Below are 26,209 nucleotides of genomic sequence, written 5' to 3'. Positions count from 1 at the left end.
TCGGGCCCGCGGTGCCGCGCCCGCACTTATTCGGACTCGCTGATCAGCTTGTGGATGCGGCCCACGCCTTCGGCCAGGTCGGCGTCGCCAAGCGCGTAGGACAGGCGCAGGTAACCGGGTGTGCCGAACGCCTCACCCGGTACGACCGCGACCTCGGCCTGCTCCAGGATGACCTCGGCCAGCTCCGCGGACGTCTGCGGGCGCCGCCCGCGGATGTCGCGGCCCAGCAGCCCCTTGACCGAGGGGTAGGCGTAGAACGCGCCCTCGGGTTCCGGACACAGCACCCCGGGGATCTCGTTGAGCATGCGGACGATGGTCTGCCGGCGGCGGTCGAAGGCCGCGCGCATGTCGGCGACGGCGGCGAGGTCGCCGGAGACGGCTGTCAGCGCGGCGGCCTGGGACACGTTGGCGACGTTGGAGGTGGCGTGCGACTGCAGGTTGCCCGCCGCCTTGACGACGTCGGAGGGCCCCACGATCCAGCCCACGCGCCAGCCCGTCATGGCGTAGGTCTTGGCCACGCCGTTGACGACCACGGTGCGGTCGGCGATCTCGGGTACCTCCACCGGCAGCGAGGTGAAGCGCGCGTCGCCGTAGACGAGGTGCTCGTAGATCTCGTCGGTCAGCACCCACAGCCCCTGCTCGGCGGCCCAGCGCCCGATGGCGCGGACCTGCTCGGGCGGGTACACCGCGCCGGTCGGGTTGGACGGCGAGACGAACACCAGCACCTTCGTGCGTTCGGTGCGGGCGGCCTCCAGATCCTCGACCGAGGCGAGGTAGCCGGTGGACTCGTCGGTGACCACATAGCGCGGCACGCCGCCGGCGAGCTTGACCGACTCGGGGTAGGTGGTCCAGTAGGGCGCCACGATCAGGACCTCGTCGCCGGGGTCGAGGAGTGTGGCGAAGGCCTCGTAGATGGCCTGCTTGCCGCCGTTGGTGACCAGCACCTGGCCGGGCTCGACCGAGTAGCCGGAGTCGCGCAGCGTCTTCGCGGCGATGGCCTCCTTGAGCTCGGGCAGGCCGCCGGCCGGCGTGTAGCGGTGGAACCGGGGCTCGCGGCAGGCCTGCACCGCGGCCTCGACGATGTAGTCGGGGGTGGGGAAGTCCGGTTCGCCGGCGCCGAATCCGATGACCGGTCGCCCGGCCGCCTTCATGGCCTTGGCCTTGGCGTCGACGGCCAGCGTCGCTGACTCGGAGATGCCGCCGATACGTGCGGAGATACGAGGTCGGTCAGTCATGTCACCATGCTTGCACGCGCGGGCCAGTCGTTTCGGGCAGCCGCCGCGAACGGGCTCCGGGCGGGCCGCTGCCGAAGCCGTCGCGGATTTCGGGTTGGTTCCACAGCGCGATTGGGCATACACTCGTGCAACCGATGGTCCGGACACCGGGCGCGGAGCGCTGCCCGAGTAATGCTCGGTGCGCGAAGCACTCGGATCCGCGACTATCGTGGGTACCGCAATACCCGCTGAAGGGCAGTGGCTCAATTGGAAGAGCACCGGTCTCCAAAACCGGCGGTTGGGGGTTCGAGTCCCTCCTGCCCTGCAAAGGACACTTGGGCGAGATGCGGCGCATCGCGCACCCGCGCACAAGGCGCTCTCGATCGAGGCAGTTCCGCCGGAACAGTCCAGCCGAACCGTCGACTCCTAAGGACCTCAGGTGACACAGACTGACGCGGACGCCAAGCCGGAGAAGGAGCGCAAGCGTCGTACCGGTCCGGTGACCTTCACCAAGCAGGTCGTCGGCGAACTCCGCAAGGTCCGCTGGCCTACGCGGCGCGAGCTCATCACCTACACGATCGTGGTCATCGTGTTCGTGCTCATCATGGTCGGTTACGTCTCGCTGCTGGACTTCGGGTTCGGCGAGGCCGTCACGTGGCTCTACGGCCAGTTCACCCCGGGCGCCTCCGGCGGGGCGGGGGCCACCGGCGGCCAGTAGCGCCGGCGCGTATCGGGAACCGCGGCGCGCGGCCGCGTCCGCCTGGCCCCATGACGTCCGAAGAGCCCCTAAGCTGGCAGTAACCGGCGGCGGCGCCTGTCCCGTGCGCCGTCCAGCGCGCAACCGACGAGAGAAAGAGCAGCCGTGTCCGAGTCCCCACTGAGCCCCGGCGACCTCCCCAACGAGGAGCGGGATCAGTCGTCGGAGGAAGAGGCCGGTCAGCGCGCCGAGTACAGCGACTCTGCCGACCCCGCAGACGACGCCGCGCTTGCTGCCGAGCCCGGGCAGGGCGGCGCCGAGGAGCCCGAGGGCGAAAAGTCCGCGAGCGCCGAGGCCGAGGAGTCCGACGAGGCCGCCGGCGACGAGGAGGCGGCTCCCCGGGTCGACCCCGTCGAAGATTTCAAGCAGGAGCTGCTGCTGCTTCCGGGCGACTGGTACGTGGTGCACACCTACGCCGGTTACGAGAACCGCGTCAAGGCCAACGTCGAGAGCCGTACTCAGTCGCTGAACATGGAGGAGTACATCTTCGGCGTCGAGGTGCCCACTCAGGAGGTCACCGAGGTCAAGAGCGGCAAGCGGCAGCAGGTCACCGAAAAGGTGCTGCCCGGCTACGTGCTCGTGCGCATGGAGCTGACCGACGAGTCCTGGGCGGCCATCCGCAACACCCCGGGCGTCACCGGCTTCGTGGGCCTCTCCAACCGCCCCGCTCCGCTGAGCCTGCAGGAGGTCGCCGACCTCCTCGCGCCCGAGCCCGAGGAGCAGCCCGAGCAGCCGCAGAAGGAGAAGGTCGAGCCGCGCTCCGACGTCGCCTACGAGGTCGGGGAGTCGGTCACCGTGATGGAGGGCCCGTTCGCGACCCTGCCCGCGACCGTGAGCGAGATCAACGCCGACACCCAGAAGCTGAAGGTGCTGGTGTCGATCTTCGGTCGCGAGACCCCGGTGGAGCTCGGCTTCAATCAGGTCTCCAAGATCTGAGGACCCCCGGGAGCCCCAGCCGAGCGGACGCCGCTCCAGGCGCGTCCGTTTGCGCGTAGACTTGACGGGTTCGCCCTTGCCGGGCGGACCCCGTCGCGCCCCTCTGCGCCGCCGCACTCGGGGCGTCCCACGCCTGAGCGCGGATCCCGGCGCAGGCGTGGCCTCCACCGCGGACGCCGATGCTCCGCGCTGTGCGGCCCGGCCCGCCGGTCGGCCGCTCGGGATCCACGACACACAGCAGATCAGGCAAAGGACCCGATATGCCTCCGAAGAAGAAGATCGCCGCGCTGGTCAAGGTGCAGCTTCCCGCCGGCCAGGCCACCCCGGCCCCGCCCGTCGGTACCGCGCTCGGTCCGCACGGCGTCAACATCATGGAATTCTGCAAGCAGTACAACGCTGCTACGGAAGCCCAGCGCGGAAGCGTGATCCCCGTTGAGATCACCATCTACGAGGACCGCTCCTTCACCTTCATCACCAAGACGCCGCCGGCGCCCAAGCTGATCCTCAAGGCCGCGGGCGTCGACAAGGGCAGCAACGACCCCAGCCGCAAGTCGGCCGGTTCGGTGAGCCAGGACCAGATCCGCGAGATCGCGCAGACCAAGCTCCCCGACCTCAACACCGACGACCTGGAGCTGGCCACCGAGATCGTGGCCGGTACCGCCCGCTCGATGGGCATCCGGATCAAGTAGGCGGCGCGTCCGCACTCACCCCACAACCGTGGAAGGGCCCAGCGCCGGCCCCCACCACACCTCTCGACAGGGAGCAGCAGTGAAGCGCAGCAAGAACCATCGCAAAGCCAGTCAGCTGGTCGACCGCAACAAGCTCTACGCGCCGCAGGACGCCGTGAAGCTTGCCAAGCAGACGCGCGTTGTCAAGTTCGACCCGACCGTCGAGATCGCCCTGCGCCTGGGCGTCGACCCGCGCAAGGCCGACCAGATGGTCCGCGGCACCGTGAACCTGCCGCACGGCACCGGCAAGACCGCCCGGGTCCTGGTCTTCGCCACCGGTGACCGCGCCGAGCAGGCCCGCGAGGCCGGGGCCGACTACGTCGGCGACGACGACCTCGTCGAGGAGATCCAGAAGGGCTTTCTGGACTTCGACGCCGTCGTGGCCACTCCCGACCTGATGGGCAAGGTCGGCCGCCTGGGCCGGGTGCTCGGCCCGCGCGGCATGATGCCCAACCCCAAGACCGGCACCGTCACGCCCGACGTCTCCAAGGCCGTCTCCGACATCAAGGGCGGCAAGATCGAGTTCCGTGTCGACCGCCACGGCAACCTGCACTTCATCATCGGCAAGCTGTCCTTCGACGACGCCCAGCTGGTGGAGAACTACAGCGCGGCGCTGGACGAGATCATCCGCATCAAGCCCTCCGCCGCCAAGGGCCGCTACCTCAAGAAGGCGACTCTGACGACGACCATGGGTCCGGGCATCCCGGTCGACCCCAACGTCACCCGGCCCGCCGCCGCCTGACGGCGGCCGTGTGACGGCAGCACCGCGAACGCCCCGGCTCCTCGTCTGGAGCCGGGGCGTTCGGCTGTTCATCGCCGCCGCCGCGGGCGGGGGGAGCGGCTAGAGCCGGTGGATCTCCTCCTGGCCGGGCATCTCGAACGACGTGGAGCCGACGTCGGAGAAGGCGAACGCCACCTCGACCTCGGCGTCGGCGACCTCGACACGGACCGGTGCGCCGTCCTCGCCGATCCACGCGGAGAAGCCGACGACGTCCGCGGGCGCGCCGCCCAGCATGCCCTCGACCGTTTCGCGGCCCGGTCCGAGTCCTTCGACCTCGGCCTGCTCCAGCTCGCCTTCGACGAGTGTGGCGGTGACGCCGCCTACGTTCTCCGACCCCTTCTCCGCGACCAGTTCCTCGTCGGCGAGCTCCTCCAGCAGCGGCGCCAGGTCGCCGGGAACCAGGGGCGGCGGCGGGGGCGCCTGGACCCCGTCGAGGCCGCGCACCCATTCGGTGCCGCCCGGGAACGCGCCGTGGCTGTTGGAGATGATCGGCTCGCCGCCGTCCGGATCGATGATCATGGTTACACTGCTCAGCTCCTCCGCGGTGAGACCGGGATCCTGGCCGGTCATGCGCATGGTCTGCAGAAGCCTCTCGCCCAGGCCCGGCACGGTCGAGGTGACGCGGTCGGGGCTATCGGCCCCCTGCACGTGATAGGTGCTGGTCACGGAGGGGGTGCCGGAGTCGGTGCCGAGCTGGGTGGCGGAGGCTTCGAGTGTGAAGCTGTCGGATTCGGCGGTGGTCTCGGCGAGAGCGTCGACGAGTCCGGCGAGTCCGCTTTCGGCCGTGGGAGAGGGGGACGGCTCGGCGGACGCGGTGCTCGCGGGCGCCTCCTCGGAGGCATCGCCGGCCCCGCCGCAGGCGGTCAGCGAGACGAGGGCGGCCGCGAGCGCCGCGGAGGTCCGAGGCTGTCGGGGGATCTGCACGCGAACGGTTCGCTTTCTTGTCTTCGACGATGTCGGCCGGTGCTGGAGCAGTGTCGGTGAGCGGGAGATGCTCCAGAGGGGATTATGTCCCCTGCTAAGGACAGAACATCAGAAATCGGACGCACGGCGGGCGGTCTTCACGGTTTCGGTACCGTCCCGACACCGCGGGGACTCCTGGGCCGAGCCTTCTGCGCCGCTCGCCGGGGCCCGTCTCCCGTCCCCCTTGCGCCGCAGCCGCGCAGAGCAGCCCTGCGCGTCGGTTAGACTGGTGAGTGCCGAAGACCGCCGGTCGCCACCTACGGGTGGCCTAAGGTCCCATGCGAATGGGCGGCCCGCGCAGGTGTGCTGAGCGAGCGACGCGTGCCGTCGCGCCCCGTGCCCCTGCGCCGGGGCTTTTTTCATGCCTCCCGCCTTCCCGCCGCCGGGCCTTTGCCGCCGGACCGGCGTTCACAGTTGGAAGGAGTCCCATGGCGAGGCCGGACAAGGCAGCCGCGGTCGCCGAGCTCAAAGAGGAATTCGAGAGTTCGCAGGGCGCTGTGCTGACCGAATACCGGGGGCTCAGTGTGGCGCAGGTGACGAAACTGCGCCGCAACCTCGGCGAGAACGCGCGCTTCCGCGTCGTCAAGAACACGCTGACCAAGATCGCGGCCACCGAGGCCGGTCTGGACGAGCAGGTCCTGGACCTGCTTGAGGGTCCGTCGGCGATCGCCTTCGTCCGCGGAGACGTGGTCGAGGCCGCCAAGGGTCTGCGTGACTTCGCGAAGGGAAGCTCGCCGCTCGTGATCAAGGGCGGTGTCATCGACGGCAAGCCGATGACGCCCGAGCAGATCAACGAGCTGGCCGATCTGGAGTCCCGCGAGGTCATCCTCGCGAAGCTGGCCGGTGCCCTGAAGTCCAAGCAGGGCCAGGCCGCCGCACTGTTCCAGGCGCTGCCCCTCAAGGCCGTGCGACTGGCGCAGGCGCTGCACGACAAGCGCTCCGAAGAGGGCGCCGAAGCCTAGGCAGGCACGACGCGTCGGCGTGCCTGCGCCGGCGTCAGGCTCGGCACCGCGCCGCGGGGCGCGGGTGCCGGTAGAGAAAGAGAGACCGCAATCATGGCGAAGCTCAGCAACGAAGACCTTCTCGGCGCCTTCGAGGAGATGACCCTCCTGGAGCTGTCCGAGTTCGTGAAGCTCTTCGAGGAGAAGTTCGACGTCGAGGCCGCCGCCCCGGCCGCCGCCGTCGTCGCGGCCCCCGGCGGCGGTGGCGCCGCCGAGGAGGAGGAAGAGGAGAAGACGGAGTTCGACGTCGTCCTCGAGTCCGCCGGCGACAAGAAGATCCAGGTCATCAAGGAGGTCCGCGGCATCACCAGCCTGGGTCTCAAGGAGGCCAAGGACCTGGTCGACAACGCCCCCAAGCCGCTGCTGGAGGGCGTCAGCAAGGAGGCCGCGGACAAGGCCAAGGACGCCCTGGAGGGCGCCGGCGCCACGGTCACGGTCAAGTAGGACCGGGCGGATCGCGCCGCACGTTCGCGGCGCTCATGCACGAGGGCGGTCACCTTGCGGGGTGACCGCCCTCGCTCGTTTCCGTCCCGACTGCAAAGGCCGCCCGGTCGCGGGTGGTGGCCGGGTGGACCGGCGCGGCTGCGCGCAGGGGCGCGTGGCATCCGGCGGCCGGGCTCACGCCGGTACGAACCGGGGCCCGTCGAAGCCCTTTTCGCGGCTACTCGGGCGGGGCCGAGGTCGGCCCCTTAGTGGTCGGACCGAAACGTGATTCTCGTCTTGTCCGCATCCCGCCGTCGCCGATGCGCGCAGGCCGGACGTATAGGGTCTGGGCAGACGAAACGCAGGAAACGGGCGTGCCGACGGCGGCGCCGACCCCACGGTGCCCACCTCCGGTACGGACTCCGGGTACTTTTCAGGCAACCGTCGAATCGGGGATACTTTCCCTCATGTCGAGCCGCTCACACCCCATACATCCTGTGGGGCCTCTCACGGTTCCCGAACCGTTCGTCGGCAGCGTCCCGGGCTTGACGGATCCGTCCGTTGGGGCGATGCTGCGTGGTGTCGTGACTGACTTCGGGGGCTGTGGTTGGACAGCGGTGTAGTATTCGGCTACACTGCCCTTTTGCGCTGCCCATTGACGATCCGTGTGCCGGTGTCCGTGCTCCGCGGCCGGAGTCCGAGGCTACCTCGGTGTTCCCGGACCCCACCGTACGTTCTTACATGGAGATCCGACCGATAGTCATCGGCGGGCCTCAGCCAGACATTCCGGATCGTCCGGCGTGCGCGCGCATCAACCGCCACAAGCCTTCGGAAGGACCCCTGTTGGCAGCCTCGCGCAACGCCTCCGCTAACGCCCTTGGTCCGAACCGCGTTTCCTTCGCCCGCATTCGGGAGCCACTCGAAGTCCCGAACCTCCTCGCGCTGCAGACCGAGTCGTTCGACTGGCTGCTCGGTAACGAGAAGTGGGGTACCCGAGTCGAGGCGGCTCGTAACGCCGGCCGCAAGGACGTTCCGGAGCAGTCCGGTCTCGAGGAGATCTTCGAGGAGATCAGTCCGATCGAGGACTTCTCGGGCACCATGTCCCTGTCGTTCCGCGACCACCGGTTCGAGCCGCCCAAGTACTCCGAAGAGGAGTGCAAGGACAAGGACATGACCTACTCCGCCCCGATGTTCGTCACGGCGGAGTTCATCAACAACGACACCGGTGAGATCAAGAGCCAGACGGTCTTCATGGGCGACTTCCCGCTCATGACGGACAAGGGCACCTTCATCGTCAACGGTACCGAGCGCGTCGTGGTCTCCCAGCTGGTGCGCTCGCCCGGCGTGTACTTCGACCGGCAGGTCGACAAGACCTCCGACAAGGACCTCTACGGCTGCAAGGTCATCCCTTCGCGCGGGGCGTGGCTGGAGTTCGAGGTCGATAAGCGCGATTTCGTGGGTGTGCGCATCGACCGCAAGCGCAAGCAGGGCGTGACGGTGCTGCTCAAGGCGCTGGGGTGGAGCACCGACCGGATCCTGGAGCGGTTCGGGGCCTACGAGTCGATCCGCAACACGCTGGAGAAGGATCCCACGGCGGGTACCGACGACGCGCTGCTGGACATCTACCGCAAGCTGCGTCCGGGTGAGCCGCCGACCAAGGAGTCGGCGCAGGCGCTGCTGGAGAACCTGTACTTCAATCCCAAGCGTTACGACCTGGCCAAGGTGGGCCGGTACAAGATCAACAAGAAGCTGGGGCTTGAGGCGGAGTTCTCCCAGGGCACGCTGACCGAGGACGACATCGTCGCGACGATCGACTACCTCGTGCGGCTGCACGCCGGCGAGGAGGAGCTGGAGACCAGCCAGGGCACCCGCCCGGTCGAGACCGACGACATCGACCACTTCGGCAACCGCCGTCTGCGCACCGTCGGCGAGCTGATCCAGAACCAGGTCCGGCTGGGCCTGGCCCGCATGGAGCGGGTCGTGCGCGAGCGGATGACCACGCAGGACGTCGAGGCGATCACGCCGCAGACCCTGATCAACATCCGCCCCGTGGTGGCCTCCATCAAGGAGTTCTTCGGCACCAGCCAGCTGTCGCAGTTCATGGACCAGACCAACCCGCTGGCGGGCCTGACCCACAAGCGCCGCCTCTCGGCGCTGGGGCCGGGCGGTCTCTCCCGTGAGCGCGCGGGCTTCGAGGTCCGCGACGTGCACCCCTCGCACTACGGCCGGATGTGCCCGATCGAGACCCCGGAAGGGCCCAACATCGGCCTCATCGGGTCGCTGGCGGGCTATGGCCGGGTGAACTCCTTCGGCTTCGTCGAGACCCCCTACCGCAAGGTCGTCGACGGCAAGCTGACCGACGAGGTCAGCTACCTGACCGCCGACGAGGAGGACCGCTACGTCATCGCCCAGGCGAACACCCCGGTCGACTCCCAGGGCGACTTCCTCGACAGCCGGGTCCTCGTCCGCCGCAAGGGCGGCGAGTTCGAGGCAGTCTCCATCGACGAGGTGGAGTACATGGACGTGTCGCCGCGGCAGATGGTGTCGGTGGCCACGGCCATGATCCCGTTCCTGGAGCACGACGACGCCAACCGCGCGCTGATGGGCTCGAACATGCAGCGCCAGGCGGTGCCGCTGCTGCGGGCGGAGTCGCCGCTGGTGGGCACGGGTATGGAGTACCGGGCCGCGACGGATGCCGGCGAGGTCGTGCTGGCGGAGAAGCCCGGTGTGGTCGAGGATGTCACGGCCGACTACGTCACGGTGATGGCCGACGACGGCACCCGCAAGACCTACCGGTTGGGCAAGTTCCGGCGCAGCAACCAGGGCACGTGCTTCAACCAGCGTCCGATCGTGGAGGAGGGCGTGCGGGTCGAGGAGGGCCGGGTGCTGGCCGATGGGCCCTCCACCGACAAGGGCGAGATGTCGCTGGGCAAGAACCTGTTGGTGGCCTACATGTCGTGGGAGGGCCACAACTACGAGGACGCGATCGTGTTGTCGCAGCGGCTGGTGCAGGACGACGTGATGTCCTCGATCCATATCGAGGAGCACGAGGTCGATGCGCGCGACACCAAGCTGGGGCCCGAGGAGATCACCCGCGAGATTCCCAACGTCAGCGAGGAGGTGCTGGCGGATCTGGATGATCGGGGGATCATCCGTATCGGTGCCGAGGTGATCGACGGCGACATCCTGGTGGGCAAGGTGACGCCCAAGGGTGAGACGGAGTTGACTCCGGAGGAGCGGCTGCTGCGGGCGATCTTCGGTGAGAAGGCGCGCGAGGTGCGGGACACGTCGTTGAAGGTGCCGCACGGCGAGTCGGGCAAGGTGATCGGTGTGCGGGTGTTCAGCCGTGAGGACGGTGATGAGCTTCCGCCGGGGGTCAACGAGCTGGTGCGGGTGTATGTGGCGCAGAAGCGCAAGATCACCGATGGTGACAAGCTCGCGGGCCGGCACGGTAACAAGGGTGTGATCGCCAAGATTCTGCCGCAGGAGGACATGCCGTTTTTGGAGGACGGCACGCCGGTGGACATCGTGTTGAATCCGCTGGGTGTTCCGGGGCGGATGAATGTGGGTCAGATTCTGGAGATCCATCTGGGCTGGCTGGCCCAGAACGGATGGGCGGTCGACGGCCTCGACGAACCGTGGAAGCAGGCGATGGCCGACATCGGCGCCTCGGAGATCGAGCCGGGCACCAAGGTCGCCACTCCCGTCTTCGACGGCCTGCGCGAGGACGAGATCGGCGGTCTGCTGGCCTCCAGCCTGCCCAACGAGGACGGCATGCGGCTGATCGACGAGTACGGCAAGGCGCAGCTGTTCGACGGCCGCACCGGTGAGCCGTTCGCCGAGCCGATCGCGGTGGGCTACACCTACTTCCTGAAGCTGCACCACCTGGTCGACGACAAGATCCACGCGCGCTCCACGGGCCCGTACTCGATGATCACCCAGCAGCCGCTGGGTGGTAAGGCGCAGTTCGGCGGGCAGCGCTTCGGCGAGATGGAGGTCTGGGCGCTGGAGGCCTACGGCGCCGCCTACGCGCTGCAGGAGCTGCTGACCATCAAGTCCGACGACGTCCTGGGCCGGGTGAAGGTCTATGAAGCGATCGTCAAGGGCGAGAACATCCCCGAACCGGGCATCCCCGAATCGTTCAAGGTGCTCATCAAGGAGATGCAGTCGCTCTGTCTGAATGTGGAGGTGCTGTCCAGTGACGGTATGTCCATCGAGATGCGCGATACCGACGAGGACGTCTTCCGGGCGGCGGAAGAGCTGGGAATCGACCTGGGGCGGCGCGAGCCGAGCAGTGTCGAAGAGGTCTAACTTCCGCGATCTTCAAGAGCAGGGGACGAATTAAGTGCTCGACGTCAACTTCTTCGACGAGCTCCGGATCGGCCTCGCGACCGCTGACGAGATCCGCCAGTGGTCGCACGGCGAGGTCAAGAAGCCGGAAACCATCAACTACCGGACCCTTAAGCCGGAAAAGGACGGGCTCTTCTGCGAGAAGATCTTCGGCCCGACCCGCGACTGGGAGTGCTACTGCGGTAAGTACAAGCGGGTCCGCTTCAAGGGCATCATCTGCGAGCGCTGCGGTGTCGAGGTCACCCGGGCCAAGGTCCGGCGCGAGCGCATGGGCCACATCGAGCTCGCCGCTCCGGTGACCCACATCTGGTACTTCAAGGGCGTGCCCAGCCGCCTGGGCTACCTGCTGGACCTGGCGCCGAAGGATCTCGAGAAGATCATCTACTTCGCCGCCTACATGGTGACCTGGGTCGACACCGAGGCCCGCGAGCGCGACCTGCAGTCCCTGGAGGCGCGCATCTCCGTGGAGCGCCAGCACCTGGAGCAGCGCCGCGACTCCACGGTCGAGGAGCGCCACAAGAAGCTGGAGAACGACCTCGCCGAACTGGAGGAGCAGGGCGCCAAGGGCGACGCGCGGCGCAAGGTCCGCGAGTCGGCCGAGCGCGAGATGCGCCAGATCCGCGACCGTGTCCAGCGCGAGATCGACCGCCTCGAAGAGGTCTGGAACCGCTTCAAGAACCTCAAGGTCCAGGACCTTGAGGGCGACGAGATGCTCTACCGCGAGATGCGGGACCGCTTCGGCAAGTACTTCCGCGGCGGCATGGGTGCTCAGGCGATCCAGGAGCGGCTGGCCAACTTCGACCTCGACGCCGAGGCCGAGCGGCTGCGCGAGACCATCCGCAGCGGCAAGGGCCAGAAGAAGGCCCGCGCCCTCAAGCGGCTCAAGGTCGTCTCCGCGTTTTTGAACACGCGCAACAGCCCCATGGGCATGGTGCTGGACTCTATCCCGGTCATCCCGCCGGACCTGCGCCCCATGGTGCAGCTCGACGGCGGCCGGTTCGCCACTTCGGACCTGAACGACCTGTACCGCCGGGTCATCAACCGGAACAACCGCCTCAAGCGGCTGCTCGACCTCGGCGCGCCCGAGATCATCGTCAACAACGAGAAGCGGATGCTGCAGGAGGCCGTCGACGCGCTGTTCGACAACGGCCGCCGCGGCCGCCCGGTCACCGGGCCGGGCAACCGTCCGCTGAAGTCGCTGTCGGACATGCTCAAGGGCAAGCAGGGCCGCTTCCGGCAGAACCTGCTGGGCAAGCGCGTCGACTACTCTGGCCGCTCGGTCATCGTCGTCGGTCCGCAGCTCAAGCTGCACCAGTGCGGCCTGCCCAAGCAGATGGCGCTGGAGCTGTTCAAGCCGTTCGTGATGAAGCGCCTGGTCGACCTGAACCACGCGCAGAACATCAAGAGCGCCAAGCGCATGGTCGAGCGGTCCCGCCCGGTGGTCTGGGACGTCCTCGAAGAGGTCATCACCGAGCACCCGGTGCTGCTCAACCGCGCTCCGACGCTGCACCGGCTGGGCATCCAGGCATTCGAGCCGCAGCTGGTCGAGGGCAAGGCCATCCAGATCCACCCCCTGGTGTGCACCGCCTTCAACGCCGACTTCGACGGCGACCAGATGGCGGTCCACCTGCCGCTGTCCGCCGAGGCCCAGGCCGAGGCGCGGCTGCTGATGCTGGCCACCAACAACATCCTCAAGCCCTCCGACGGCAAGCCGGTGACCATGCCCACCCAGGACATGATCATCGGGCTGTACTACCTGACCACCCGCAAGGAGGGTGCGCAGGGCGAGGGCCAGGCCTACCGCACGCCGGCCGAGGCCATCATGGCCTACGACCTGGGCGAGCTCGATCTGCAGGCGCCGATCAAGCTCCGCGTCGACGGCGACGTCCCGCCGCCGCGCGACTGGGTCGAGCCCGAGGGGCACGAGCCGGGCGAGCCCTATGTCCTCGACACCACTCTGGGGCGCTACCTCTTCAACGAGACCACGCCCGCGGACTACCCGTTCGTGAACTACCAGGTGGGTAAGAAGCAGGTGTCGGGCCTGGTCAACGAGCTGGCCGAGAGCTACCCGAAGATTCAGGTCGCCACGACGCTGGACGCCCTGAAGGACGCCGGGTACCACTGGGCCACCCGTTCGGGCCTGACCATCGGCATCTCCGACGTCCTCGCGCCGCCGCGCAAGACGGACATCCTGGAGGGCTACGAGCGCCAGGCCGACAAGATCCAGCGCGAGTTCGACCGCGGTCTCATCACCGACGACGAGCGCCGCCAGGAACTCACCGAGATCTGGACCAAGGCCACCAACGAGGTCGCCCAGGACATGGAGGACAACGCTCCCGCCGACAACCCGGTGTGGATGATGGTGAACTCCGGTGCCCGAGGCAACCCGATGCAGGTCCGCCAGATCGCGGGTATCCGCGGCCTGGTGTCCAACACCCGGGGCGAGACCATTCCGCGGCCGATCAAGTCCTCCTACCGCGAGGGCCTGTCGGTGCTGGAGTACTTCATCTCCACGCACGGTCAGCGCAAGGGTCTGGCCGACACCGCGCTGCGTACGGCCGACTCCGGGTACCTCACCCGGCGCCTGGTCGACGTCGCCCAGGACGTCATCGTCCGCGAGGTCGACTGCGCCACCGACCGCTCGCTGTGGCACGAGGTCGGCGAGAAGAACGCCGCGGGCACCGTGGTGCGCAAGCACAACGTCGAGAACACCGGCTTCGGCCGGACGATCGCCGAGGACGTCGTCGTCGACGGCAAGGTGGTCGTCCCTGCGGGAACCGACACCTCCGAGGGGATCATCGACAAGCTGGTGGCCAACGGCGTCGAGCGGGTGCGCGTGCGCAGCTCGCTCACCTGTGAGGCCAAGATCGGCGTCTGCAGCACCTGCTACGGCCGGTCGATGGCCACGGGCAAGCCCGTCGACGTCGGTGAGGCCATCGGCATCATCGCGGCCCAGTCCATCGGTGAGCCCGGTACCCAGCTGACCATGCGGACCTTCCACATGGGCGGTTCGGCCGGCCAGGACATCACCCACGGCCTGCCGCGTGTGACCGAGCTGTTCGAGGCCCGCATCCCCAAGGGTGTGGCCCCGATCAGCGAGCTCGAAGGCCGCATCCGCATCGAGGACACCGAGAAGAGCCGGAAGATCATCCTGGTCCCCGACGACGGGTCCGACGAGATCTCCTACCCGGTGCCGATGCGCGCTCAGCTGCTCGTGGGCGAGGGCGACCACGTCGCCGTCGGCCAGCAGCTCATCCAGGGCGCCATCAACCCGCACGAGGTACTGCGCATCCAGGGCCCGCGGGCCGTGCAGCAGCACCTGGTGTCGGAGGTGCAGGAGGTCTACAAGTCGCAGGGTGTCTCGATTCACGACAAGCACATCGAGATCATCGTTCGGCAGATGCTCAAGCGGGTGAACATCCTGGAGTCCGGCGACTCCGAGCTGCTGCCCGGCGAGATGGTGGAGCGGCCCAAGTTCGAGTCGATCAACCGCCACGTCGTGGCCGAAGGCGGCCACCCCGCGTCCGGCCGCCCGGTGCTGCTGGGCATCACCAAGGCCTCGCTGGCCACGGAGTCGTGGCTGTCGGCGGCCTCCTTCCAGGAGACCACCCGGGTGCTCACCGAGAACGCCATTCACGGCAAGAGCGACCCGCTGGTCGGCCTGAAGGAGAACGTCATCATCGGTAAGCTCATCCCGGCCGGTACCGGCATGCCGCAGTACCGGAACGTTCGGGTAGAGCCCACCGAGGAGGCCAAGGCTTCGATGTACTCCGTTTCGGGTTACGAGGAGCCCAGTGAGTACACCTTCGGGCAGGGCTCGGGAGAGGCCGTGCCGTTGGAGGAGTACGACTTCGGGCCCTACAACAGGTGACCTGAAGAGTCGATCGGCAGATCCGATTGGTTGATCCAGCGGCGGCGGTAGTCCACTCGTGTTCCGGGTGGGCTGCCGCCGTTCGTCGTTGCGGTTCGGCATACTCGTAGGCGGAGGGCGACATCAGCGCACACGCGCGGTCGGGAGAACGAGGACAGTGACGGACAACGGGGGACAGCGGTACGTGCCGCCCGACGGTGACCACGGCTCCGGCGAGCACGCCGGAAGCTCCTGGTTCACACCCAGCGGCGACCGCCACCGGACGCAGTCTGCGTATCAGGACACCTACAACGAGGCCGACGCCGCCGAGGGGGGCGACGCGGGCCGCTACGGCACACCCGACGAACAACCGGGCGAGCAGAAGCGCGCTCCGGCCCGCGAGGGCCCGCCGTTTCCGCAGCGCCCGCACGAGCAGCAAGGGCCCGAATCCGGGCGACCGCCGCACGAGGGCGAGCGGCCGCGGTCGACCTTCCCCGACAGCGGCGGCTACCCGGGCCTGCGTGCCGAGCGTCCGGGCATGGCCGAGCCCTACCCGTCGGCGCTCGGCGACCTCGGACCGCCGGCCGAACCGCGCAGTGCGGGCCCGCCGGCGTCCCCCGGCGGGCAGCAGCCGGCGTCGCCCGGCCGCCCCTATGCGGCTCTCGGCGACACAGAGGACACCGGCGAACACGGCCGCGGCCCGACGGGCGGTGTGTCCGCGGCGGGTCCCGGGGATCCCCTCACCGGGCATCCCGCCGACCAGGGGGACGCCCGGTCCGCGGCCGGCGACCCGGCGCGCTCCGCGCCGGCGGACCACGACGGGTCGGCCGGTACCACAGCGGCGGACACCGATCGCAGCGGCGACGGCAGTATCGTGGCCGGCTACCGGCTGCCCGGGACCCCGGCATCCGGGAAAGACCCGCTGAACGGCGCCGCGGGCACCGGCTACCCCGACCCGCACGCCGACGCGGGTGCCGCGCGCGGCGCAGGCTCCACGGCAGCGGAACCCTCCTCTACCGCGGGGCCCCCCACGGCCGACCACGGGTCGCGGCCCTGGGCCCGGAGCCCGCAGGACGCGGCCGATCCCCTCCGGACCGCCGGCGAAGGCGCCGGCCCCGATACTCAGCCCTTCCGGGCCGGGCCGGAACCCGGTGCGGACACCGACCGGTTCGACGACCAGGGCTACTCCGCGTCGGGTGCCGCGGCAGCGCCCGCAGGCGGCGCCGCTCGGTGGGACGACCGCTACTCCGACTCCGACGCCTCCGGTGCACGCGGGACGGCCGACGGGCGCCGCGACGCCTTCGACGGCTATCCGGCCCCTCCCGCCGGCGACGCAAGGGACGGCGCCTACCCCGGGGCGGCCGACGAGCCGCAGCGGCCCGGTACCGCCGTGCCGGACGACCCCTATCCCGGCCCTACGACCGCACACGCACCCGGTTCGGACCCGTCCCGACCGGCGGGCGGTACCTGGCGCGAGTCCCCGCAGCCCTGGAGTGCCGGACTCTCCGCCGACGATCCCCGGCGGAACGGATCCGAGGCCGCCTCCTGGCGGGAGTCCGCCTTCGGGGCCGCGGACACCGGTGCGTCGCCGAATGAGCGCGGTGCTCCCGACCTCTCCGCCTATGCCGACGACCGCGCCCCCGGTGCGTCGTCCGTGGAGTCGTGGCGGGATGCCCGCGGAGGGGCCGGGGCGTGGTCGGATTCCGGGCGCGATACCGATCCCGGGTTCGGTTCGTCCGAGGCTGCGAGCGATACCGCGCGGTTCCCGGGGCACGGCGACTTCCGCGGCCCCGATGGGCCGTTGGGCGAGTCCGACGGCGGGGCCGCGGCGGCATCGGGCGACCGCGCGTTCGGCGGCGCGGGGGAGCCGGCGGACTTCCCCGGTTCCGGCGGCTTCCGCGACCAAGGGGAGTCTGCCGCGAACCGGTGGCGGGAACCCTACGGCGGTGCGGCGCCCCGCGACGCCTCCGCCTCCGGCGACCTCTCCGCGCACACCGACATGCGTGGCCACGGCGACCGCTTCGAGGGGGAGCGGTGGGAGCCGTCCGGCGAGGACGACCGGCAACCGGCGGACCCCGCCTATTGGTACGGTGCCGGTGCCGTCGGCGAGCCCGAGCGCTACGGATCCGGGGCCGGCTACCGCCTGGATGCCGAACCCGGCCTCCCGTCCTACGGGGAGTCCGCCTCCTATGGGGACGGCGCTTCGAGCGAGTGGTCCGACGCGCGGCGCTACCCCGGCGCCGGGTCCTCGGAGCGCACCGGTGCCGACCCCGCGGCCGGCGCTTACGGCTACGACGACGGCTATGACGACGAGCTTTCGCGTCCCTACTCCCACCGCATCCAGGCGGACGGCGACCCGGCCGCCCGATCGGAGTCACCGTCGGCTTCGCCCTCCTTCGGCGACACGGACCCTTCCGCCCCCGATGAGCGTGTCGGCGACACCGGGGCGGGCGAGGGCCTGGGTACCGGAAGCGGCAACACCTGGGCCTTCAGCCGCGACGACTCCCGGCTCCCGGAAAGCGTGCGCGAGGCGGTCGCCGAGGCGCACCGCAAGCGGCGTGACGGTTCGCCCGACCACACCACCCGGATGTTCGGTGGCGGCGGGCCCGGATCCGAGCCCGGCGCCGACTCCGGCGATCCGCGGGATCGTGCTCCGGCCGCCGGCCTCGGCGACGACCCGCTCGCCGCGATCGCCGAGCAGCAGGCGCGCGCCCGCTCCGCCGAGGAGGCCGGGGGTGAGAGTGCCGAGCGCGAGGAGCGGCCTGGTGCCGAGGCCGGTTCGGGCGCTCCGGCGGGTACGCAGCAGATGCCCGCGGTCTCCGACGAGCTCGGATGGGACCTGCGAGGCGGTGAGTCCGCCTACCCCGGCGAGGCCACGCGGGACCGCCGCGGAGCGGGCGACGCCTACGACCCCTACGCGCAGCGCGGCCACTACGACCACTACGACCGGTTCGGCCCGGACGACGACTCCGGGGCGTCCGCAACGTATGCGGAGTACGGGAGCCACGCGGGCCACGGGCGCTACGGCGGCGAGCCCGTCGGCGCGCAGGACGCAGACGCCGGATACGGCGGCACCGCGGAGCCCGAGTACTCCATCGGCGGTTCCCACGCGGGCTACGACTCCGGCCGGGCACAGGCCGAGGGCGCCTACGGGGCCGCCGAGTCGCAGAGCCCGGCGGGCGAGTGGGCGCGTTCGGAACGGCCCGCCGAGGGCTATTCCGAGCACACCGACCGCCGCGGCGCGGAACCGCCTCGCCCGGACGGGTTCGGCGGCGATCCCGGCTCCGCCTACGCCGGACTGTCGGCGTCGGGGGCGGCTGCCGGGCAACCGTACTCCGCCCATGCCTCCGCGGGCTCCGACACAGCGGCGATGAGCCTCCGGGACTTGGAGGCCGCCGGCGACGATGCCGCCCGGTACCGCGCCGCCGAGGCCGAGGAGTACGGCGCCGAGCCCTACGGGGCCGACCCCTACCAGGGCGCTCCCGATGCCCTTTCGGAGCCGCCGGTCGGCCCGGACGGCCGGCGCGGCCGGTCGTCGCGGGAGCGCGACCCCATAAGGGAGGACTTCCCCGGCTTCGACCGCCCCCTCGGCGGCGACGCCGGCGACGCCTATCCCGGTTACGACAACATCGACCACTGGCCGGACACCGCCCCCGAGGCCTCGGCCACCCTGTGGTTGGGAATCGCCGCGCTGATCCCGGTCATCGGCCTGTTCACCGCCGTCGCGGCGCTGATAACGGGCCCCCGGGCGCGGCGGGCCGTCCAGCGTTCGCAGGGCGAGCTGGAAGGGCTCAACCTGGTCCGGTTGGGCACGATCCTGGCCTGGGTCGGTATCGGACTGTTCATCGTGGAGATCGCGGGCTATCTGGGCGCGTTCGTGCTCGCCTGACCGCGGCTTCCGGATCCCTGCAGTGCCCGGCGCGGTGCCCACCGCGCCGGGCACTGCGCATTGCGCCAGAGTGGTTGCACCCCCTCGGCCGGAATGCGGCGCGGGTGAGATCCGGCTCTCTCCGGTGGGTTCGGCGGCGCTTCCCGGCCGCGTCGAATCCGCGGTGCCCCGTCGCGGTCGCCGTCGCCGGACAGCGCCTCGGTCAACTTGACCCGGCCCTGAAGGGTTCGACCTGCACGACGAGCTTCACAGCGGTGATCCTACGATCACCGCCGCCCCGGCGGGGGGCGAACGCCGATATCCGCAGGCGTGCTCGTATTCGGGGCGGGGCCGTGATGCGAAGCGATTCCTCCCGGCTCTGCAGAGCCGGGGCTCCTCGCTAGAATCAGCTGAAGGCCGGGTGGGCGCACATGACCGCGTCCGCGGCCGAATATGCCGCGCGAGCACTCGCGAAAGCCCGTACACTAGAAGAAGACCTACGACAGCATGAGGCTGCGGACGACGGGTACCGGGGCGCACGGTCGCTGTTTTGACCTGCTACAGGCCCTTCGGTACTCTGTCAATTCGTGCCCGTGAGTCGACGGGTCAGCACGTGCGCACTTTGCGAACGGCTCCAGCCGGACAGCGCAGAGCGCGGCGCGTGGTACCTCCTCCCAGAGAAACGGCCGCAGGGTCGGACGTTATCCGGTTCCGCCATGCTTGGGGTATAGCCCGACACGCCCGGGTGCGTGGGTAAGGGAGGACGGGAAGTCCACCAGGTCACAGGGACACATCGGCTAAGAAGAACCGGCGTAGGTCACGAGGGAAGACGGAGACGCGGTGCCCACCATCCAGCAGCTGGTCCGCAAGGGCCGACAGGACAAGGTCGCAAAGAACAGGACCCCGGCGCTGAAGGGGAGTCCGCAGCGTCGTGGTGTGTGCACGCGTGTCTACACCACTACGCCCAAGAAGCCGAACTCCGCCCTGCGCAAGGTCGCCCGTGTGCGGCTGAGCAGCGGGATCGAGGTCACGGCCTACATCCCGGGGATCGGACACAACCTCCAGGAGCACTCCATCGTGCTCGTGCGCGGCGGTCGTGTGAAGGACCTGCCGGGTGTCCGCTACCGGATCGTCCGCGGCTCACTCGACACCCAGGGCGTGCGTAACCGCAAGCAGGCGCGAAGCCGTTACGGCGCTAAGAAGGAGAAGTAAGCATGCCGCGCAAGGGCCCGGCGCCGAAGCGCCAGCTCATCACCGACCCGGTCTACGGATCGCCGCTCGTCACCTCGCTGATCAACAAGGTGCTGCTCGACGGCAAGCGCTCGATCGCGCAGGGGATCGTCTACAGGGCCCTCGAAGGGGCCAATGAGAAGACCGGCCAGGACCCGCTCGTGGTCCTCAAGCGTGCTCTGGACAACGTGAAGCCCGCACTGGAGGTGCGCAGCCGCCGCGTCGGTGGCGCCACCTACCAGGTGCCGGTCGAGGTCCGTTCGTCCCGCAGCACGACGCTGGCTCTGCGCTGGCTGGTCCGGTACTCGCGTCAGCGCCGAGAGAAGACCATGACCGATCGGCTGATGAACGAGCTGGTCGACGCCAGCAACGGACTGGGCGCCAGCGTCAAGCGTCGCGAGGACACCCACAAGATGGCGGAGTCCAACAAGGCCTTCGCCCACTACCGCTGGTAATCCCCGCGGCTCCATCGATACGAGAGACCGAGAGAAGACGAGCCCTCATGGCTACCACTGCTCTTGACCTTGCCAAGGTCCGCAACATCGGGATCATGGCGCACATCGACGCGGGTAAGACCACGACCACCGAGCGCATCCTCTTCTACACCGGCGTGAACTACAAGCTGGGTGAGGTCCATGACGGCGCGGCCACCATGGACTGGATGAAGGAGGAGCAGCAGCGGGGCATCACGATCACGTCCGCGGCTACGACCACCCACTGGAACGACAACACCATCAACATCATCGACACGCCCGGCCACGTCGACTTCACGGTCGAGGTCGAGCGTTCGCTGCGTGTGCTCGACGGTGCGGTCGCGGTGTTCGACGCCAAGGAGGGTGTCGAGCCCCAGTCGGAGCAGGTGTGGCGCCAGGCCGACCGCTACGGCGTTCCCCGGATCTGCTTCATCAACAAGATGGACAAGATCGGCGCCGAGTTCCAGCGCTGCGTCGACATGTTCACCGACCGCCTGAACACCAACCCGCTGCCGGTGCAGTTGCCTATCGGTGCGGAGTCGGACTTCAGGGGCGTCATCGACCTGGTGCACATGAAGGCGCTCGTCTGGAGCGAAGAGACAAAGCTCGGCGAGATGTACGACACCGTCGACATCCCCGACAGCCATGTCGACGCCGCCCGCGAGGCGCACGACAAGATGATCGAGACGCTGGCCGAGGCCGACGACGAGATCATGGAGCTCTACCTGGAGGGCGAGGAGCCCACGATCGAGCAGATCGTGCCCGCTATCCGGCGCGCCACCATCGCCGGCACCGCCATCCCGGTGCTGTGCGGTACCGCGTTCAAGAACAAGGGCGTGCAGCCGCTGCTGGACGCCGTGGTCGACTACCTCCCCGCGCCGCTGGACGTCGAGGGCGTCGAGGGCCATGACCCCAAGGACGAGGGCGAGAAGGCCGAACTCGTCCGGCGCCCGGACGAAGAGGAGCCGTTCTCGGCTCTGGTCTTCAAGATCATGAGCGACCCCCACCTGGGCAAGCTCACCTACATCCGGGTGTACTCGGGCGTCCTGAAGACCGGGACGCAGGTGCTCAACAGCGTGAAGGGGCGCAAGGAGCGCATCGGCAAGATCTACCGCATGCACTCCAACAAGCGCGAGGAGATCGACCGTGTGGGCGCCGGCGACATCGTGGCCGTGATGGGTCTGAAGGACACCACCACGGGCGAGACCCTGTGCGACTCCTCGGACCCGATCGTGCTGGAGTCGATGACGTTCCCGGCCCCGGTCATCGAGGTCGCCATCGAGCCCAAGAGCAAGAGCGACCAGGAGAAGCTGGGTGTCGCCATCCAGCGCCTCGTCGACGAGGACCCCTCCTTCCGGGTGTCCACCGACGAGGAGACCGGCCAGACGGTCATCGCCGGCATGGGCGAGCTGCATCTTGAGGTGTTCGTCCACCGCATGCGCGACGAGTTCAAGGTCGAGGCCAACATCGGCCGTCCGCAGGTCGCCTACCGCGAGACGATCCGCAAGAAGGTCGAGAAGGTCGACTACACCCACAAGAAGCAGACGGGCGGCCAGGGGCAGTTCGGCCGCGTCGTCATCGACGTCGAGCCCCTGCTCGCCGAGGACGGCGGAGACAGCGCGGGCTACGAGTTCGTCAACAACATCACCGGCGGCCGCATCCCCCGGGAGTACATCCCCTCGGTGGACGCGGGCTGCCAGGAGACCGCCGAGTTCGGCATTCTCGCCGGTTATCCCTTGGTGGGCATCAAGGTGACGCTGCAGGACGGCGCGTATCACGACGTCGACTCCTCCGAGCTCGCGTTCAAGGTCGCCGGTTCCATGGCGTTCAAGGACGCGGCGCGCAGGGCCAAACCGGTCCTGCTGGAGCCGGTCATGGCCGTGGAGGTCACGATGCCCGACGAGTACATGGGCGACGTGATCGGCGACCTGAACAGTCGGCGCGGGCAGGTCCAGTCGATGGAGGAGCGCTCGGGCACCCGAGTGGTCAAGGCCCAGGTGCCCCTGTCGGAGATGTTCGGCTACGTGGGTGACCTGCGCAGCCGTACGCAGGGTCGAGCCACGTACACGATGGTGTTCGACTCCTACGCGGAGGTCCCGTCCAACGTCGCAGAAGAGATTGTGGCGAAGGCGCGCGGCGAGTAACCCGCGACACGTATCCAGTCAGCTAGCAACCCTGTACGTCTAGGAGAAATCCAGTGGCGAAGGCCAAGTTCGAGCGGAGCAAGCCGCACGTAAACATCGGCACCATCGGTCACATCGACCACGGTAAGACCACCCTTACCGCCGCCATCACCAAGGTTCTGCACGACGCCTATCCGGCGCTGAACCCGTTCACTCCGTTCGAGGACATCGACAACGCTCCCGAGGAGCGCGAGCGCGGTATCACCATCTCCGTCGCTCACGTCGAGTACGAGACCGAGCAGCGCCACTACGCGCACGTCGACTGCCCCGGCCACGCCGACTACGTGAAGAACATGATCACCGGTGCGGCGCAGATGGACGGCGCGATCCTGGTCGTGGCCGCCACCGACGGCCCGATGCCGCAGACCAAGGAGCACGTGCTCCTGGCCCGCCAGGTCGGCGTCCCCTACATCGTCGTCGCGCTGAACAAGGCCGACATGGTCGATGACGAGGAGATCTTCGACCTGGTCGAGCTCGAGGTCCGCGAGCTGCTCAACGAGTACGAGTTCCCCGGCGACGACGTGCCGGTCACCAAGGTCTCCGCGCTGAAGGCGATGGAGGGCGACTCCGACGCGGCCCAGGGCGTCCTGGAGCTCATGAACGCCGTCGACGAGAAGATCCCGAACCCGGAGCGGGACATCGACAAGCCGTTCCTGATGCCGATCGAGGACGTCTTCTCGATCACCGGTCGCGGCACGGTCGTCACCGGCCGCGTCGAGCGCGGTGTCATCAAGGTCAACGAGACCGTCGACATCGTCGGCATCAAGGAAGACAAGCAGACCACAACCGTCACCGGTGTGGAGATGTTCCGCAAGCTGCTCGACCAGGGCCAGGCCGGTGACAACGTCGGTCTGCTGCTGCGCGGCACCAAGCGCGAGGACGTCGAGCGCGGCCAGGTTGTCATCAAGCCGGGCACGACGACCCCGCACACCGAGTTCGAGGCGCAGGTCGTCATCCTGTCCAAGGACGAGGGCGGCCGCCACACGCCCTTCTTCAACAACTACCGTCCGCAGTTCTACTTCCGCACGACCGACGTCACCGGCGTCGTCACGCTGCCGGAGGGCACGGACATGGTCATGCCCGGTGACAACACCGAGATGTCCGTCCAGCTCATCCAGCCGGTGGCGATGGAAGAGGGTCTGCAGTTCGCCATCCGCGAGGGTGGCCGGACCGTCGGCGCGGGCCGAGTGACCAAGATCAACAAGTAGCACGGACGTGCGGGGGCGGACCCGGCCGGCGACGCCGGCCCGCCCTCGGGGGCGGTCGGCCCGGGTATTCGCGGTCCGGCCGCCCCCGACATGAACCGACGTCATCGGGCTCTGTAGCGGTGATGCGCCTCAGGGGACAGCCCTGTCGCAGATTCTCAGGTGAATAGAGCCAGACCAGGGCAGATCCCTGCGAGGCGACGTGCCGGCGAGCGTCGGCACCGCGCCTCTACGGACACGAAGCGAAGGACGAAAAGGCCACCATGGCGGGACAGAAGATCCGCATTCGGCTCAAAGCCTATGACCATGAGGTCATCGACAGCTCGGCTCGCAAGATCGTCGAGACCGTGACGCGGACTGGTGCGAGCGTCGCTGGCCCGGTGCCGTTGCCGACGGAGAAGAACGTTTACTGCGTCATCCGCTCGCCGCACAAGTACAAGGACTCGCGCGAGCACTTCGAGATGCGCACACACAAGCGGCTGATCGACATCATCGACCCGACGCCGAAGACCGTCGATTCGCTCATGCGTCTCGACCTGCCGGCAGGCGTCGACATCGAGATCAAGCTTTAAAGGACGCACTGACATGGCCACCAAGCAGATCACGGGAGTACTGGGCGAGAAGCTCGGCATGACCCAGGTCTTCGACGACGCGGGCAAGATCGTGCCCGTGACGGTTCTGAAGGCCGGTCCGTGCGTCGTCTCGCGCGTCCGTACTCCGGAGACCGATGGCTACTCCGCCATCCAGCTCGGCTACGGGAAGATCAACCCGCGCAAGGTGAACAAGCCCCTGGGCGACTACCTGCGCAAGCACGATCTCACCCCGCGCCGCCACTACGTCGAGGTTCGTACCACCGACGCCCCCGAGTACCAGCTCGGCCAGGAGCTCACCGCTGACGCCTTCGAGGTCGGCGAGCTCGTCGACGTCACGGGCAGGAGCAAGGGCAAGGGCTTCTCCGGCGTGATGAAGCGCCACGGCTTCCGCGGCCTCAGCGCCACGCACGGCACCCAGCGCAAGCACCGCTCGCCCGGCGCCATCGGCGGCTGCGCCACGCCCGGGCGCGTGTTCAAGGGCACGCGGATGGCGGGGCGCATGGGCAACGTGCGCAAGACCATCCAGAACCTCACCGTCCACTCCGTGGACGCGGAGAAGGGCCTGATCCTGGTCAAGGGCTCGGTGCCGGGGCCCAACGGCGGGCTGGTGCTCGTCCGCACCGCCGTGAAGGGGGAGAAGTAAGCCATGGCGCCGACCATCAAGGTGAAGGACGCCGAGGGCCAGGCCGGCCGCAGTGTCGAGCTGCCCGAGGCGATCTTCGACCAGCAGGTGAACATCCCGCTGATGCACCAGGTCGTGCTCGGCCAGGAGAACGCGGCCCGGCAGGGCACCCACGCCACCAAGACCCGCGGCATGGTCCGCGGCGGTAGCAAGAAGCCCTACCGGCAGAAGGGCACCGGCCGGGCCCGGCAGGGCTCCACCCGCGCCCCGCAGTTCGTCGGCGGCGGCACGGTGCACGGCCCCCAGCCCCGCGACTACACCCAGCGGACCCCCAAGAAGATGAAGGCCGCGGCGCTGCGCGGCGCACTCTCCGACCGCGCCCGCCACGAGCGCGTGCACATCGTCAGCGAGTTCGTCGGCGAGGACGTCACCGCCAAGCGGACGCAGGCGGCGCTGAAGGCGCTGCGCAAGGTCACCGAGTCGCGGAAGGTGCTCGTGGTCCTCGACCGCGAGGACGCGCACAACCGGCTGGCGCTGCGCAACGTGCCCGAGGTGCACATCCTCGACGCCGACCAGGTGAACACCCGCGACGTGCTCTACGCCGACGACGTGGTCTTCACCGAGCGCGGCTACGAGGCGTTCCTGGCCCATGCCCAGGGCGGCGCCCAGGCGGCGCGCGAGGAGTCGCAGGAGGAGGACCAGTGAGGATCCCCGACCCTCGGGACATCATCATCGAGCCGGTGATCTCCGAGAAGAGCTACGGCCTGATGGACCAGAACCAGTACACGTTCCTGGTCCAGCCCTCGGCCAACAAGACGCAGATCAAGATCGCGGTGGAGCAGATCTTCGACGTGAAGGTCGACAGCGTGAACACGATCAACCGCTCCGGAAAGCGCAAGCGGACCCGGTTCGGTTACGGAAAGCGTCCTGACACCAAGCGGGCGATCGTGAGCGTTCGCGAAGGCGACCGAATCGACATCTTCGGCGTCTGAGCCACTCGCCGGATTCGTCCACCGAGTAACACGTAAAGGA

The 26,209-nt window shown here is 68.9% G+C and carries 19 protein-coding genes and 1 tRNA gene; 18 read left to right on the top strand and 2 right to left on the bottom strand.

Annotation, left to right across the window (positions count from 1 at the left end):
- Positions 1 to 26 precede the first annotated feature (26 nt).
- The gene (locus EKD16_RS20620) at positions 27 to 1,235 is read right to left on the bottom strand and encodes a pyridoxal phosphate-dependent aminotransferase (protein WP_131100522.1); all 1,209 of its coding nucleotides are present in this window, start codon (positions 1,233 to 1,235) and stop codon (positions 27 to 29) included.
- A gap of 231 nt (positions 1,236 to 1,466) precedes the next feature.
- Here EKD16_RS20620 and EKD16_RS20615 point away from each other — a divergent pair.
- The 5 genes from EKD16_RS20615 (at position 1,467) to rplA (ending at position 4,377) form a co-directional block, all read left to right on the top strand.
- Positions 1,467 to 1,539: transfer RNA gene (locus tag EKD16_RS20615), tRNA-Trp, on the top strand.
- A 114-nt stretch (positions 1,540 to 1,653) separates the two neighbouring features.
- On the top strand, positions 1,654 to 1,932 hold the full coding sequence (gene secE / locus EKD16_RS20610; RefSeq protein ID WP_131100518.1) for a preprotein translocase subunit SecE: 279 nt from the start codon (positions 1,654 to 1,656) through the stop codon (positions 1,930 to 1,932).
- Positions 1,933 to 2,076: 144 nt separating this feature from the next.
- Positions 2,077 to 2,907 (top strand): transcription termination/antitermination protein NusG, encoded by an 831-nt coding sequence (gene nusG, locus EKD16_RS20605; RefSeq protein ID WP_131100515.1) that lies wholly within the window; start codon positions 2,077 to 2,079, stop codon positions 2,905 to 2,907.
- Positions 2,908 to 3,167: 260 nt separating this feature from the next.
- A complete protein-coding gene (gene rplK / locus EKD16_RS20600) occupies positions 3,168 to 3,596 on the top strand; it encodes a 50S ribosomal protein L11 (RefSeq protein WP_131100512.1) in 429 nt (142 codons plus the stop codon).
- Between the two features lie 79 nt (positions 3,597 to 3,675).
- Complete coding sequence (gene rplA / locus EKD16_RS20595; RefSeq protein WP_131100509.1) at positions 3,676 to 4,377, top strand: 50S ribosomal protein L1; 702 nt, start codon at positions 3,676 to 3,678, stop codon at positions 4,375 to 4,377.
- A gap of 99 nt (positions 4,378 to 4,476) precedes the next feature.
- Here rplA and EKD16_RS20590 read toward each other — a convergent pair whose 3' ends face one another.
- On the bottom strand, positions 4,477 to 5,340 hold the full coding sequence (locus EKD16_RS20590) for a hypothetical protein (protein ID WP_131100506.1): 864 nt from the start codon (positions 5,338 to 5,340) through the stop codon (positions 4,477 to 4,479).
- A 467-nt stretch (positions 5,341 to 5,807) separates the two neighbouring features.
- Between EKD16_RS20590 and rplJ the strand changes: the two genes are divergently transcribed.
- The 13 genes from rplJ to rplW all read left to right on the top strand — a co-directional run bounded on the left by rplJ (position 5,808) and on the right by rplW (position 26,169).
- On the top strand, positions 5,808 to 6,341 hold the full coding sequence (gene rplJ / locus EKD16_RS20585; RefSeq protein ID WP_131100502.1) for a 50S ribosomal protein L10: 534 nt from the start codon (positions 5,808 to 5,810) through the stop codon (positions 6,339 to 6,341).
- Positions 6,342 to 6,434: 93 nt separating this feature from the next.
- Positions 6,435 to 6,824, top strand: coding sequence for a 50S ribosomal protein L7/L12 (gene rplL / locus EKD16_RS20580; protein WP_131100499.1), 390 nt, complete (start codon positions 6,435 to 6,437; stop codon positions 6,822 to 6,824).
- Between the two features lie 822 nt (positions 6,825 to 7,646).
- Complete coding sequence (gene rpoB, locus EKD16_RS20575) at positions 7,647 to 11,114, top strand: DNA-directed RNA polymerase subunit beta (protein ID WP_131100495.1); 3,468 nt, start codon at positions 7,647 to 7,649, stop codon at positions 11,112 to 11,114.
- Positions 11,115 to 11,148: 34 nt separating this feature from the next.
- Positions 11,149 to 15,024, top strand: a complete 3,876-nt coding sequence (locus tag EKD16_RS20570) for a DNA-directed RNA polymerase subunit beta' (protein WP_131100492.1) — start codon at positions 11,149 to 11,151, stop codon at positions 15,022 to 15,024.
- Positions 15,025 to 15,181: 157 nt separating this feature from the next.
- Positions 15,182 to 18,892: a hypothetical protein gene (locus EKD16_RS20565; RefSeq protein WP_131100489.1), complete on the top strand. Its 3,711-nt coding sequence runs from the start codon at positions 15,182 to 15,184 to the stop codon at positions 18,890 to 18,892.
- Positions 18,893 to 19,711: 819 nt separating this feature from the next.
- A complete protein-coding gene (rpsL, locus tag EKD16_RS20560; protein ID WP_131100486.1) occupies positions 19,712 to 20,083 on the top strand; it encodes a 30S ribosomal protein S12 in 372 nt (123 codons plus the stop codon).
- A 2-nt stretch (positions 20,084 to 20,085) separates the two neighbouring features.
- Entirely contained in the window at positions 20,086 to 20,556 is a 471-nt protein-coding gene (rpsG, locus tag EKD16_RS20555; protein ID WP_131100483.1) for a 30S ribosomal protein S7, read from the top strand.
- Between the two features lie 47 nt (positions 20,557 to 20,603).
- Complete coding sequence (gene fusA / locus EKD16_RS20550) at positions 20,604 to 22,718, top strand: elongation factor G (protein WP_131100480.1); 2,115 nt, start codon at positions 20,604 to 20,606, stop codon at positions 22,716 to 22,718.
- Positions 22,719 to 22,771: 53 nt separating this feature from the next.
- Complete coding sequence (gene tuf, locus EKD16_RS20545) at positions 22,772 to 23,965, top strand: elongation factor Tu (protein WP_131100478.1); 1,194 nt, start codon at positions 22,772 to 22,774, stop codon at positions 23,963 to 23,965.
- A gap of 260 nt (positions 23,966 to 24,225) precedes the next feature.
- Positions 24,226 to 24,534 carry a 30S ribosomal protein S10 gene (gene rpsJ, locus EKD16_RS20540; RefSeq protein WP_017621536.1) on the top strand — a complete coding sequence of 103 codons (309 nt, stop codon included), beginning with the start codon at positions 24,226 to 24,228 and terminating at the stop codon, positions 24,532 to 24,534.
- Positions 24,535 to 24,547: 13 nt separating this feature from the next.
- Positions 24,548 to 25,198 carry a 50S ribosomal protein L3 gene (gene rplC / locus EKD16_RS20535; protein WP_131100475.1) on the top strand — a complete coding sequence of 217 codons (651 nt, stop codon included), beginning with the start codon at positions 24,548 to 24,550 and terminating at the stop codon, positions 25,196 to 25,198.
- A gap of 3 nt (positions 25,199 to 25,201) precedes the next feature.
- Positions 25,202 to 25,882, top strand: coding sequence for a 50S ribosomal protein L4 (gene rplD / locus EKD16_RS20530; protein ID WP_131100472.1), 681 nt, complete (start codon positions 25,202 to 25,204; stop codon positions 25,880 to 25,882).
- The gene (gene rplW, locus EKD16_RS20525) at positions 25,879 to 26,169 is read left to right on the top strand and encodes a 50S ribosomal protein L23 (RefSeq protein ID WP_131100469.1); all 291 of its coding nucleotides are present in this window, start codon (positions 25,879 to 25,881) and stop codon (positions 26,167 to 26,169) included. Before rplD ends, rplW begins: the two co-directional genes overlap by 4 nt.
- Positions 26,170 to 26,209: the final 40 nt, after the last annotated feature.

The organism is Streptomonospora litoralis (assembly GCF_004323735.1).
Taxonomy (GTDB): Bacteria; Actinomycetota; Actinomycetes; order Streptosporangiales; family Streptosporangiaceae; genus Streptomonospora; species Streptomonospora litoralis.
This window is presented reverse-complemented; position numbering and strand designations above follow the sequence as displayed.